Source organism: Streptomyces sp. NPDC054866 (genome assembly GCF_053610745.1).
The window spans coordinates 46098-58991 of record NZ_JBSGZA010000008.1; the positions used below are offsets into that span (position 1 = coordinate 46098).

Below are 12894 nucleotides of genomic sequence, written 5' to 3' on the forward strand. Positions count from 1 at the left end.
CCGTTGGGCTGAGCACAGCCGCTTGGCAGAGGTGGGGTCAGTCGGCGACGTCGCCGTGCGCGACCACCTTGTCGATCTTGACGCGCACGAGCAGCTCCCCGGGCACGCCATTGCGCTCGCCGAACTCCTCGGCGCGCCCCTCACCCATGTAGCGGGCGCCGAGCCGGGCAGCCCAGTGCCGCACCTGGCCGAGATCGTCGATCAGCCGTGCCTGCCCTTGAATCACCACGAACGCGAACGGAGGCCTGTCGTCGTCCACACAAAGGGCGACACGCCCGTCCCGCGCCAGATTCCGCCCCTTGACGGTCTCTGCCCCGGTGTTGAACACCAGCTCGTCCCCGTCCAACAGGAACCAGATCGGTGCGATATGTGGGCTGCCGTCCGCCCGGACGGTCGACAGCTTGCCGGTACGGGTGCCTTGCGAGACGAAAGCCCGCCACTGGTCCTCGGTCATCTTCTGTGCCATGTCCTCATCATGCTTGCCGGGGGGCCGATGGTGGGGAAGGCTGGCAGGTCAGTTCCTTCAGCCAGGGGGAACAGAAAGCGGGGAGACGGGAACATGGTGCAGAACACGGGCCTCGGTTGGCTGCTCGACGACCTGACCAAGCGCATGGAGCCCGTACGGCACGCGTTGGTGCTGTCCAACGACGGCCTGGTGACTGGCGCGAGCTCGGAACTGAAGCGCGAGGACGCGGAACACCTGGCCGCGGTTTCGTCGGGTCTGCACAGCTTGGCCAAGGGCTCAGGGCGGCATTTCCGTGCGGGCAGCGTCCGCCAGACGATGATCGAGTTCGATGACGCGGTGCTGTTCGTCACGGCGGCAGGCGACGGCAGTTGCCTGTGCGTTCTCAGCTCCGCGGAGGCGGACATCGGTCAGGTCGCGTACGAGATGACACTCCTCGTCAATCGTGTCGGCGAGCATCTCGGCGTGGGTGCCCGGCAGCCGGAACGGACACCGGTCGTAGACCTCTGACCAGCCGAAACGTCGCCGTGGCGAGAGTTATCCACAGGCTCGACGCGGATCGCGTTGATCGCGCTACGGTTTTCCCGAGAGCAAAGACGCCTCACGGGGGAGAACCACCATGACAGGTCACACGATCACGCAGGAAACCGCTGAGACGGCAGCGCAGACGCCGGTCACGCAGAGCCGAGCAGCACGAGAACTGGGGCTGAAACGCGGCGAGTTCGAGCTCGCCGTGATGCTGGGACGCATCCACACCGTCAGCGACACAGGCGGGGGACGGCGCCGCGTCACGCGCGAGGAGATCGAGCGCGTCCGTGCCGGGGACGGCTTTCCCGAGGCATGGCTGGAGAGCATCAGAGCCGTGGGGACCACGGAGGGCGCGGCTCTCATGGACATCTCCACGGCCCGGTTCACCCGGCTCACACGCGCGGGCTTCGTCACGCCGGTGAAGTTCTACCTCAATCGGTACCGAGCAGTGGTCTGGCTGTATCTGGCCGAAGAGCTGAAGCATTTCGCCGAGTCTGAGGTCAACGCCGGTCTGCTCACCGGTCGAGCGCCCGGCACGATCCGCGCTCAGCTGGAGGCGGGCGTCGACCTGCGGGCACGCAACTGGCGGGGCCGTCACGCGGGAGCACTGCTGCGGCAGTCCGACGACCCCTGGGAGCGTGCCGCGGCCGTGGCCTCGCTGCTCGACCCGGTCCAGATCGCGGAAATCATCAAGGATCCGTACGAACGCGCCTACGTACGACGGCTGATGCCCCAGTCATTCGGACAGGGCGCACCGGAGTCACCAGCGGGACGGATCATTCAGAAGATCACGACCGCGGACGATCCGGACGAGATCCGCTGGCTGCGGGCCAACCTCACCATCGGCCTCTCCCAGGCCCGAGGCCTGCGCCCGGCACGGCGGCCCGCGCCGAAGCCTGAGTCCGATCCTGCGCCCGGTGCCTTCCCTTGCTCTGGGGCACAGCCCGATGCCGAGTCGAGCCCCCACCCCGCGCCGCATCACGAAGCAACCCCCGCCGCACTGCCCGAGGAAGGGAAGAGAGAGCGGGCGTCGGAACCACGAGGCCTGCTCAAGTGGATGCGCCGCAGGGGAGCGTAGCCAGAGCCCCAGACGAGCGCGGCCAGGCGGGCGTGAGGGCAGGATCCTGTCGCGCGTCGCGCCCCTACATGGTCGCGTCGAGATCCTTGGCGTAGTGCTCGATCGCGGGACGGTAGCCGGCGATGTCGGGGTCCTTGCTCGTGGCGGCGAGCAGGGTCAGCAGGATCTCCATCGCGTCGCGTGCCCGGCCGGTGTTGTAGAGGGCCATGGCCAGGAAGGTCTTGAGGGCGGCGTCGTCAGGAAACTCGGCCGCCGCGTCGCCCAGGATCGTGACGGCTTCTGGATACCGGCCAAGGACGCGATAGGTGCTGCCCAGCCCCAGGAGTGCTCCCCGGCGGTCATCAGGAGAAAGGCCTGATCCCTCAACTGCGCGTACATAGTGCGGCACCGCCTCGGCCTCCAGGCCGAGTGTGTCGTGCACCCACGCGGTCTGGTACGCCACCTCCGCGTCCAGAGGGAACCGTTCGCACAGGGCGAGCAGCAGCTCCTTCGCCTCCTCGCGGCGACCGTCTTCGCGCAGCCGCACAGCCTCGGCGAGTAGGCGGTCGCGCTCCCCGGTCATGTCCTCATCCCCCATCGACATCCCTCAGCAATGCCCCATCCCGCGCTCTTCCGTACCCGTAGCGACCGGAGGCACGAATGTCCCTTTGCAAGCAGACCTTGCGCGACCTCTCGCCAACCCATCGGTGGGCGTCACGAACCCGTCGATGGGCGGCCGTCCATGTGCCGCTCTCCGTAGGCCCGGAAGAGCCCTTCCTGCACGACCGAGACCAGCAGCCTGCCCTCGATGTCGTAGATACGACCTCGCGCGAGACCGCGGCCGCCCGTCGCGATCGGGGACTCCTGGTCGTACAGGAACCACTCGTCGGCGCGGAAAGGGCGGTGGAACCACATGGCGTGATCCAGCGAAGCCATGTCGAAGCCACGCGGGCCCCACAGCGGTTCCACCGGGATGCGGACGGCGTCCAGGAGCGTCATGTCGCTCGCGTACGTCAGCGCGCAGGTGTGGACGAGGGGATCGTCGCCGAGCGGGCCTACCGCGCGCATCCAGACCGCGCTGCGCGGCTCGGCGTCCTTGATCTCCTCGGCGGTCCAGCGCAGCCGGTCCACGTAGCGGATGTCGAAGGGCTGGCGTCTGGCCATCCGCTCAAGCTGCTCAGGAAGTTCGCCCAGATGCTCGGTGATCTCCTGGGCGACCGTCGGCAGCGACTCGGGGTCGGGAGCCGTGATGCGCGGCGGCAGCTGGTGCTCGAACGCGCCCTCTTCGGGCTGATGGAAGGAGGCGGTGAGATTGAAGATGGTGCGCCCCTGTTGGACCGCGGTCACCCGGCGGGTGGTGAAGGAGCGCCCGTCCCGCACCCGCTCGACCTGGTACACGATCGGCACGCCCGGGCGGCCGGGCCGCAGGAAGTAGGCGTGCAGCGAGTGCACCGGACGCTCACCCTCGGTGGTGCGCCCGGCCGCCACCAGGGCCTGCCCTGCGACCTGCCCGCCGAACACCCGCTGCAAGGACTCTTCCGGGCTGCGGCCACGGAAGATGTTGAGCTCGATCTGCTCCAGGTCAAGCAGATCGACAAGCCGGTCGGCGGGATTGTTCATGGCGGTTCCTCGACTCCTGTCCGGGGGGAAGCTCGGTGCGGTCAGCGGTCAGAGCTGGCCGACATCGGTGACGCGGACGACGGCGCGGCCCTCCTCGTCGGAGGCCGCGAGATCGACCTCCGCGCTGATACCCCAGTCATGGTCGCCGTTCGGGTCGGCGAACGTCTGCCGGACGCGCCACAGACCGTGCTCCGGCTCCTCCTCGATGAGCAGCAGCTTGGGTCCGCGGGCGTCGGGACCGGTGCCGAGATCTTCGTACTCGTCCCAGTACTTGTCCATGGCCGCGCCCCAGGCGTCCGCGTCCCAGCCGGAATCGGCGTCCAGTTCGCCCAGCTCCTCGACGTGGTCGAGCGCGGCGAGCTCGACGCGGCGGAAGAGCGCGTTGCGGACCAGGACGCGGAAGGCGCGGGCGTTGGCCGTGACCGGCTTGACCTGATCGGCCTTCTCCTGGGCCTCCTCCGCCGTCATGACCTCGGGGTTGGCGAGCTGCTCCCACTCGTCGAGGAGGCTGGAGTCGACCTGGCGGACCATCTCGCCGAGCCAGGCGATGAGGTCTTCCAGGTCCTCGGACTTCAGGTCGTCCGGGATGGTGTGCTCAAGGGCCTTGTACGCGCTCGCGAGGTAGCGCAGCACGATGCCCTCGGTGCGGGCGAGCTCGTAGAAGGACGTGAACTCCGTGAAGGACAGCGCCCGTTCGTACATGTCGCGGATCACGGACTTGGGGGAGAGCGGGTGGTCGCCGACCCACGGGTGGCTCGTCTTGTAGGTGTTGTACGCGTGGAAGAGGAGCTCCTCCAGCGGCTTGGGGTAGGTGACGTCCTGGAGCCGCTCCATGCGGTCCTCGTACTCGACGCCGTCCGCCTTCATCAGGGCCACGGCCTCGCCGCGCGCCTTGTTCTGCTGGGCGGCGAGGATCTGGCGCGGATCGTCCAGGGTGGACTCGACGACGGACACCATGTCGAGGGCGTACGAGGGGGATTCCTGGTCGAGCAGGTCGAAGGCGGCGAGGGCGAACGTCGACAGCGGCTGGTTGAGCGCGAAGTCCTGCTGCAGGTCGACCGTCAGACGCACGATGCGGCCCGAGGCGTCCGGCTCGTCGAGCTTCTCGACCACACCGCCGTCGAGCAGCGAGCGGTAGATGGCGATGGCGCGGCGGATGTGGCGCAGCTGCTGCTTGCGCGGCTCGTGGTTGTCCTCAAGAAGGTGACGCATCGCCTCGAAGGCGTTGCCCGGGCGGGCGATCACCGCGAGGAGCATGGTGTGCGTGACACGGAAGCGGGAGGTCAGCGGCTCGGGCTCGGAGGCGATGAGCTTCTCGAACCCGGACTCCGTCCAGCCCACAAAGCCCTCGGGGGCCTTCTTGCGCACCACCTTGCGGCGCTTCTTCGGGTCGTCGCCCGCCTTGTTGAGCGCCTTCTCGTTCTCGATGACGTGCTCGGGCGCCTGCGCCACGACCAGGCCCGCCGTGTCGAAGCCCGCGCGTCCCGCGCGTCCCGCGATCTGGTGGAACTCCCGGGCGCGCAGGGTCCGTACGCGCGTGCCGTCGTACTTGGTGAGGGCGGTGAAAAGGACCGTGCGGATCGGGACGTTGACGCCGACGCCGAGGGTGTCCGTGCCGCAGATGACCTTCAGAAGACCGGCCTGTGCCAGCTTCTCGACGAGACGCCGGTACTTGGGCAGCATGCCGGCGTGGTGGACGCCGATCCCGTGGCGGACGTACCGCGAGAGGTTGCGGCCGAACTTGGTGGTGAAGCGGAAGCTGCCGATCAGCTCGGCGATCTTGTCCTTCTCCTCACGCGTGCACATGTTGATGCTCATCAGCGACTGCGCGCGCTCGACGGCCTGTGCCTGCGTGAAGTGCACGATGTAGACCGGCGCCTGCTTGGTCTCGAGGAGCTCGGTGAGCGTCTCCGTGATCGGCGTCAGACGGTATTCGTACGACAGAGGGACGGGGCGGGTCGCGGAGCGGACCACCGACGTGGGGCGTCCCGTGCGCCGGGTCAGGTCCTTCTCGAACATCGAGACGTCGCCGAGCGTCGCGGACATGAGGATGAACTGTGCCTGCGGCAGCTCGAGGATCGGGATTTGCCAGGCCCAGCCGCGGTCGCCCTCCGCATAGAAATGGAACTCGTCCATCACGACCTGGCCGACGTCGGCGTTCTTGCCGTCCCGCAGCGCGATCGACGCGAGGACCTCGGCCGTGCAGCAGATGACGGGGGCGTCGGAGTTCACGGACGCGTCGCCGGTCAGCATGCCGACGTTCTCGGTGCCGAAGAGCTTGCACAGGTCGAAGAACTTCTCCGACACCAGCGCCTTGATCGGCGCCGTGTAGAAGGTGACCTTGTCCTGGGCCAGTGCCGTGAAGTGCGCACCCGCCGCGACCAGGCTCTTTCCGGAGCCGGTCGGAGTGGACAAGATCACGTTGGCTCCGGAGACCACCTCGATCAGCGCCTCCTCCTGAGCCGGATAGAGAGTGATCCCCTGGTCCTCGGCCCACGAGGAGAAGGCTTCGAAGAGGGCATCGGGGTCGGCATCCGGCGGCAGCTGATCAATAAGGGTCACACCCCCATCTTGCCTTCCTTCTGTCCCGATCCGGGAACCGGCGGTCTGTACGAAGATCACGAACGCTACGCTGTGTGGCCAACGGGGCGTCAGCACAACAGAAATGGGGCGGGGAACAGCCATGATGGGTCCGGCACACTCACTGTCGGGGGCGGCGGCCTGGCTCGGCGTCGGAGCGGCCGCGGCGGCCGCGGGGCACACGATGCCCTGGCCGGTCCTCCTCGTCGGAGCCTTGATCTGCGCCGGGGCCGCGCTCGCGCCCGACCTCGACCACAAGTCGGCGACCATCTCGCGGGCCTTCGGACCCGTCTCGCGAGGCCTGTGCGAGATCGTCGACAAGCTCTCGGCCGCCGTCTACAAGGCCACCCGCAAGCAGGGCGACCCGCGGCGGGCCGGTGGACACCGCACCCTCACGCACACCTGGCTGTGGGCCGTCCTGATCGGGGCCGGCTCTTCCGCCCTCGCCATCTTCGGCGGCCGCTGGGCGGTCCTCGCGCTGCTCTTCGTGCACATGGTGCTCGCCATCGAAGGCCTGCTGTGGCGGGCCGCGCGCGGGTCGAGCAGCGATGTGCTGGTGTGGCTGCTCGCCGCGACGAGCGCCTGGATCCTCGCCGGGATCCTGGACAAGCCCGGGAACGGCGCGGACTGGCTGTTCACCGCACCGGGCCAGGAGTACCTGTGGCTCGGGCTGCCGGTCGTGCTCGGCGCCCTGGTGCACGACATCGGGGACGCGCTCACGGTCTCCGGCTGCCCGATCCTGTGGCCCATCCCCGTCGGCCGCAAGCGCTGGTACCCCGTGGGACCGCCGAAGCTGATGCGCTTCCGGGCGGGCAGCTGGATCGAGCTGAAGGTCCTGATGCCGGTCTTCATGCTGCTCGGGGGAGTGGGCGGGGCGGCGGCACTGAACTTCATCTGAGGAACTTCATCTGGGGAACTTCACCCGGGGAATTTCATCTGAGGGCGGGTTCCCGTCCGGCACCAGTACTGCCCCCGGCGATGAGTTCCGGCCGTGGCCAAGGTCTACACGGCCATGACGACACACACGCTCACCACACGTGAGGCCGAGCTCGCCTACGACGTCCGCGGCCCGTTGCCGACGGCGGACGGGCGCCCTCCGCTGCTCATGATCGGCCAGCCCATGACCGCCGAAGAGTTCGGAGCCCTGGCGGCCCGCTTCCCCGACCGCACCGTGGTCACCTACGACCCGCGCGGCCTCGGCCGCAGCAGCCGCAGCGACGGCAGGACCGACCACGACCCCACGGTCCAGGCCGGCGACGTGCACGCTCTGATCCAGGCGCTGGGGGCCGGGCCCGTCGAACTGTTCGGGAGCAGCGGTGGCGCGGTGGTCGCGCTGGCACTGGTGGCGGCCCATCCCGACGACGTGACCACCCTGGTCGCGCACGAGCCGCCGCTGCTCCCGAACAGTTCGACGGGCCCGGCGGCCGAGCGGGCGAGGGCCGCTGTTCAGGGGGCGTACGACAAGAGCGGCTGGGGCGCCGGTATGGCGGCTTTCATCGCGATGACGTCATGGCAGGGCGAGTACACCGACGCCTACTTCGCCGAGCCCGCGCCCGATCCTGCCGCGTTCGGCCTGCCGACGGAGGACGACGGCTCGCGCGGCGACCCGCTGCTGTCCGACCGGTCATGGGCGGTCAGCGGGTATCAGCTCGACGTGGGCGCGCTCGCCGCGGCATCGACCCGGATCGTGATCGCGGTGGGGGAGGAGTCGGAGGGCGTGCTCACCTGGCGTACCTCGGAGGCGGCAGCCGCGCTCCTGGGGCAGCGTCCGACCGTGTTCCCGAGTCACCACGGCGGCTTCACGGACGGTGAGTCCGGATATCCGGGCAAGCCGGACGAGTTCGCCCTCAGGCTGCGCGAGGTGCTCGACAACGCCGATTCCGGGGGCAGTTGACCGCACGGCGGCCCTTCTCGTTCCGGTCCTCTTCGGCCTCGCTCCGGTCCACTCCGGTCCTCTCCGTTCCTCTTCGGCGGGACGGAGCGAGAAGGTCTGTTCCGTCCCGCCGCGGCTCGGCTCCGCTACCCGTGCCAGGACCGCCAGAGCGCCGCGTACGCGCCGCCCGCTCCCACCAGCTCGTCATGGCTGCCCAGCTCGCTGATCCGGCCGTTCTCGACCACCGCGATGACATCCGCGTCGTGCGCGGTGTGCAGCCGGTGGGCGATGGCGACGACCGTGCGGCCGTCCAGGACGCGCGCGAGGGAGCGTTCCAGGTGGCGTGCCGCGCGCGGGTCGAGGAGCGAGGTCGCCTCGTCGAGGACCAGGGTGTGCGGGTCGGCGAGGACCAGGCGGGCAAGGGCGATCTGCTGGGCCTGTGCCGGGGTGAGGGCGAAGCCGCCCGAGCCCACCTCGGTGTCCAGGCCCTCGCCCAGGGCCCGTGCCCAGCTGTCCGCGTCGACCGCGCCGAGCGCCGCCCAGAGTTCGGCGTCGTCCGCCTCGGTCCTGGCCAGCAAGAGGTTGTCGCGTAGGGAGCCCACGAAGACGTGGTGCTCCTGGTTGACCAGCGCCACGTGCGAGCGGACTTCTTCCGCGGGCATGGCCGACAGCTCGGCCCCGCCCAGCGTCACGTGACCGTTGCGCGGTGCGTAGATCCCGGCGAGCAGCCTGCCGAGCGTGGACTTGCCCGCGCCGGACGGGCCGACCAGGGCGACGCGCGAGCCAGGCTCGACGGCGAGTGACACCTCCCGAAGGACGTCGACGCCCGCGCGGTAGCCGAAGTGCACGTCGTCCGCGAGCACATCGCGTCCGTCAGGAGTGACGGAGCCGTCGCCCGCGTCCGGTTCGATGTCCCGTACGCCCACCAGGCGGGCCAGCGAGACCTGGGCGACCTGCAGCTCGTCGTACCAGCGCAGGATGATTCCCAGCGGGTCGACGAGCATCTGCGCGATCAGCGCGCCCGTGGCCAGCTGGCCGACGCCGATCCAGCCCTGGAGGACGAACACGCCGCCGATCATCAGGACGGAGCAGAGCACGATGGTGTGCGTGAAGGTGATGACCGGGAAGAGCACGGAGCGCAGGTAGAGAGTGTGCCGTTCCCATGCCGTCCATTCCTTGATGCGGCGCTCCGACAGCTCCACGCGGCGCTTCCCGAGCCGGTGTGCCTCCACCGTGCGCCCCGCGTCGATGGTCTCGGCGAGGGCCGCGGCGACAGCGGCGTATCCCGCGGCCTCCGAACGGTAGGCGGAGGGCGCCCGCTTGAAGTACCAGCGGCAGCCGACGACAAGGAGCGGCACCGCGACGAGGACGGCGGGCGCGAGCGGCGGCGCCGTCACGGCGAGACCGCCGATCAGGAGCCCCGCCCACACCACGCCGATCGCGAGCTGCGGCACCGCCTCCCGCATGGCGTTCGCGAGCCGGTCGACGTCCGTGGTGATCCGCGAAAGGAGATCACCCGTCCCGGCCCGCTCCAGCACACCCGGCGGCAGCCCGACCGACCGCACGAGGAAGTCCTCCCGCAGATCGGCCAGCATCCGCTCACCGAGCATCGCGCCGCGCAGCCGCACCTGGTGGACGAAGAAGGCCTGCACGAGCAGGGCGACGGTGAACAGGCCGATGGTGCGTCCCAGATGGAGGTCGCGAGCGCTGTCCGCGACGTTCTCGACCAGATCGCCCAGCAAGTAGGGACCGGCCATCGAGGCGATCACGGCGCAGGTGTTGACCGTGATGAGCAGGGCGAAGGCCCGGCGGTGCCGCTTGACCAGCTCGCGTACGTAGGCCCCTACCGTCGCGGGCGCGCCCACGGGCAGGGTGTCCGCGGTGGTCGGGGCCGCCGGGTCGTACTCCGGTGGCGCCAGGCCGATCATGCCGTCTCCTCGATGTCGATCTCGATGCCGGTCAGCTTCACTGAGGCCTGTTCCTCTTCCGTCTCACGCGTCACGACCGCTCGGTAGCGCGGGTCGCTGTGCACCAGTTCGCGGTGCACGCCCACCGCCGCGACCTCGCCCTCGTGGAGGAAGACCACGCGCTCGGCCCGGTCGAGGAGCAGCGGCGACGACGTGAGGACCACGGTCGTACGCCCCTTGCGCAGCCCCTTGATGCCGTCGGCGATCCGCGCCTCGGTGTGCGAGTCGACGGCGGACGTCGGCTCGTCGAGCACGAGGACCTCGGGGTCGGCGATCAACGAGCGGGCCAGCGCGAGCCGTTGCCGCTGCCCGCCCGACAGGGAACGTCCGCGCTCGGTGACATGGGCGTCCAGCGGGGCCTCGCCCACCGAGGCCTGCGCCAGGGCGTCCAGAACATCCGCGCACTGGGCGGCTTCCAGGGCTTCGTCGGCGCTCACCGCTCCCGACGCCGGTACGTCGAGGAGTCCGCGGAGTGTGCCGGAGAGCAGCACCGGGTCCTTGTCCTGTACGAGGACGGCGGTGCGGGCGGTGGCCAGCGGTGCCTCGTCGAGCGGTACCCCGCCGAGCAGCACGGACGGCAGCTCCTCCGCGTCGTCGAACGACGCGTGCCCGCCGAGTCGTTCGGCGAGCCGTCCCGCCTCGTCCGGGTCGCCGCACACAACGGCGGTGAGACGGCCCGAGGGGGCCAGAAGTCCGGTCGCCGGGTCGTAGAGATCACCCGTGGGCACCGTCTGAGTGACGTCGTGCGTTCCGTCACCGGCATGCGTCGTGCGCTGGAGCGAGAGCACCCGGGCGGCGCGCTTGGCCGAGGGGCGCGAGAAGCTGTAGGCCATCGCGATCTCCTCGAAGTGCCGCAAGGGGTAGGTCAGCATCGTGACCGCGCTGTAGACGGTGACCAGTTCGCCGATGGTGATCCGGCCCTCGCGGGCCAGGTTCACGCCGTGCCAGACGACCACGATCAGGAGCAGCCCCGGCAGCAGCACCTGCACCGCCGAGATCACCGCCCACATCCGGGCGCTGCGCACGGCGGCCGTACGCACCTCCTGCGAGGCACGGCGGTAGCGGTCGAGGAAGAGTTCCTCGCCGCCGATGCCGCGCAGCACCCGCAGCCCCGCCACGGTGTCCGAGGCGAGTTCGGTGGCTCGCCCCGCCTTCTCGCGCTGGTGGTCGGCCCGCCGGGTGGCGCGCGGCAGCAGCGGAAGCACGGCGAGCGCGAGCACCGGCACCCCCACCGCGACGACCACGCCGAGAGCGGGCTGGTAGATGACGACGCCCACGCAGACGAAGACGACCGTGAGCGCGGCCGCCGTGAACCGCGAGACGGCCTCCACGAACCAACCGATCTTCTCGACGTCACCTGTAGAGACCGCGACCACTTCACCTGCGGCGACGCGCCGCGTGAGCGCCGAGCCGAGCTGCGCGGTCTTGCGGGCCAGGAGCTGCTGGACTCGGGCGGCCGCAGTGATCCAGTTGGTGACCGCCGTGCGGTGCAGCATGGTGTCGCCCAGGGCGATGGCGATGCCGCACAGCGCCATCACCGCGCCCGCGATGGCGAGGCGCCCCCCGGAGCGGTCGACGACCGCCTGCACGGCGAAGCCGACGAGATAGGGGATCACCGCGATGGAGCCGAAGTGCAGGAGGCCCCAGGCGAGCGACTTCAGCTGGCCGTCGAGCTGGTTCCGCCCGAGCCAGCGCAGGAAGTGGGGGCCCGAGCGGGCATCCGGCATGCCCGGGTCGGTGTACGGAAGATCGCGTATCTGCATGACGTGTGACGTCCCAGGGTCGGGGTCGGAGAGACGGGCCGTCGGTTCGGCGGAGCGTGCCGGCGTGAACGGACGGCGGTGAACGGGCGGAACAGCGGCCCCCATAGCGGAGGCAGCTGACATCGAGCGGCGGTGACAGCGGCGGTAACAGGCCGTGAAAGGTTCGCCTCGGACGGTGGCGCGAAGCAAACGATTTTCCGTCGGGGAGTAAAGATTCGGCCCCTTCTCCGCCCGGGGCCGGGCACCGGGACGGCTCACGTGAACCGAGTGCGACCATGGACGGATGCGTATAGCCGGTGCGGTGCGAACGGCGGCCGCCCTCGCGGCCTGCGGTGTTCTACTGACGTCCTGTGGAAGCTCGGACGGCGGGGCGAAGGCCGGAGCGAAGAACGACGACGACGCGGGCCGGGCGAAAAGAGCCGAGGCGTCGGAGACGACCGACCTCAAACGCATCCCCGACGTGGGCGACCGCCTTCAGAACAAGATCCCCGAGAACTCGCGGCAGGTCGTCGCGGTCTACGGGGAGGGCGAGGACTCGGCGAAGTCCACCGCCGTCCTGTACGAGAAGTCCGGCTCGACCTGGGACAAGACCCGCAGCTGGGACGCGCACAACGGCAAGAAGGGCTGGACGACCGACCACCGCGAGAACGACAAGCGCAGCCCGGTCGGCGTCTTCACGCTCACCGACGCGGGCGGCGTCCTCGCCGACCCGGGCGCGAAGTTCCCGTACACCCAGAGCACGTCGATGCAGGCCCCGCACTACTGGCCCAAGACGCACTGGCACGACTTCGACTACGTCATCGCGATCGACTACAACCGCGCCAAGGGCACCCCGCCCAACGACCCGACCCGCCCCCAGGGCCAGTCCAAGGGCGGCAGCATCTGGCTGCACATGGACCACGGAAGCGGCACGTCGGGCTGCGTCAGCCTGTCGAAGCAGGGCATGAAGTACCTCCTGGAGAACCTCGACCCGAAGCAGCACCCGGTCGTGCTGATGGGTGACAAGGCGAACTTGAAGGCCTAGCCGGCGCGTCCGCCTGCCG

General features: G+C 69.7%; 11 protein-coding genes. 5 read left to right on the top strand and 6 right to left on the bottom strand.

Annotated elements, in window-relative coordinates:
- Positions 1-37 precede the first annotated feature (37 nt).
- Positions 38-466 (bottom strand): PPOX class F420-dependent oxidoreductase, encoded by a 429-nt coding sequence (locus ACWGI2_RS33340; RefSeq protein WP_453699511.1) that lies wholly within the window; start codon positions 464-466, stop codon positions 38-40.
- 93 nt (positions 467-559) lie between these two features.
- Between ACWGI2_RS33340 and ACWGI2_RS33345 the strand changes: the two genes are divergently transcribed.
- Both ACWGI2_RS33345 and ACWGI2_RS33350 read left to right on the top strand, forming a co-directional pair.
- Complete coding sequence (locus ACWGI2_RS33345; RefSeq protein WP_365818215.1) at positions 560-973, top strand: roadblock/LC7 domain-containing protein; 414 nt, start codon at positions 560-562, stop codon at positions 971-973.
- A gap of 109 nt (positions 974-1082) precedes the next feature.
- Complete coding sequence (locus ACWGI2_RS33350; protein WP_453699513.1) at positions 1083-2069, top strand: DUF6397 family protein; 987 nt, start codon at positions 1083-1085, stop codon at positions 2067-2069.
- Between the two features lie 64 nt (positions 2070-2133).
- Here ACWGI2_RS33350 and ACWGI2_RS33355 read toward each other — a convergent pair whose 3' ends face one another.
- The 3 genes from ACWGI2_RS33355 to ACWGI2_RS33365 all read right to left on the bottom strand — a co-directional run bounded on the left by ACWGI2_RS33355 (position 2134) and on the right by ACWGI2_RS33365 (position 6353).
- A complete protein-coding gene (locus ACWGI2_RS33355) occupies positions 2134-2631 on the bottom strand; it encodes a tetratricopeptide repeat protein (protein WP_453699514.1) in 498 nt (165 codons plus the stop codon).
- A gap of 131 nt (positions 2632-2762) precedes the next feature.
- Positions 2763-3668 (bottom strand): acyl-CoA thioesterase, encoded by a 906-nt coding sequence (locus ACWGI2_RS33360; RefSeq protein ID WP_453398557.1) that lies wholly within the window; start codon positions 3666-3668, stop codon positions 2763-2765.
- A gap of 48 nt (positions 3669-3716) precedes the next feature.
- The gene (locus ACWGI2_RS33365; RefSeq protein ID WP_453398556.1) at positions 3717-6353 is read right to left on the bottom strand and encodes a DEAD/DEAH box helicase; all 2637 of its coding nucleotides are present in this window, start codon (positions 6351-6353) and stop codon (positions 3717-3719) included.
- Between ACWGI2_RS33365 and ACWGI2_RS33370 the strand changes: the two genes are divergently transcribed.
- Entirely contained in the window at positions 6352-7146 is a 795-nt protein-coding gene (locus ACWGI2_RS33370) for a metal-dependent hydrolase (RefSeq protein ID WP_453398555.1), read from the top strand. The genes ACWGI2_RS33365 and ACWGI2_RS33370 overlap by 2 nt on opposite strands.
- 114 nt (positions 7147-7260) lie before the next feature.
- Positions 7261-8142 (top strand): alpha/beta fold hydrolase, encoded by an 882-nt coding sequence (locus ACWGI2_RS33375; protein ID WP_453699516.1) that lies wholly within the window; start codon positions 7261-7263, stop codon positions 8140-8142.
- A gap of 125 nt (positions 8143-8267) precedes the next feature.
- On the opposite strand, the gene ACWGI2_RS33380 is transcribed toward ACWGI2_RS33375, so the two are convergent.
- Together ACWGI2_RS33380 and ACWGI2_RS33385 are read right to left on the bottom strand one after the other, a co-directional pair.
- Positions 8268-10049, bottom strand: a complete 1782-nt coding sequence (locus ACWGI2_RS33380; protein ID WP_453398553.1) for an ABC transporter ATP-binding protein — start codon at positions 10047-10049, stop codon at positions 8268-8270.
- A complete protein-coding gene (locus tag ACWGI2_RS33385; protein ID WP_453699517.1) occupies positions 10046-11851 on the bottom strand; it encodes an ABC transporter transmembrane domain-containing protein in 1806 nt (601 codons plus the stop codon). The genes ACWGI2_RS33380 and ACWGI2_RS33385 overlap by 4 nt, the downstream gene beginning before the upstream one ends.
- A 283-nt stretch (positions 11852-12134) precedes the next feature.
- Here ACWGI2_RS33385 and ACWGI2_RS33390 point away from each other — a divergent pair, with 283 nt between their 5' ends.
- On the top strand, positions 12135-12875 hold the full coding sequence (locus ACWGI2_RS33390; protein ID WP_453398551.1) for a L,D-transpeptidase family protein: 741 nt from the start codon (positions 12135-12137) through the stop codon (positions 12873-12875).
- Positions 12876-12894 lie beyond the last annotated feature (19 nt).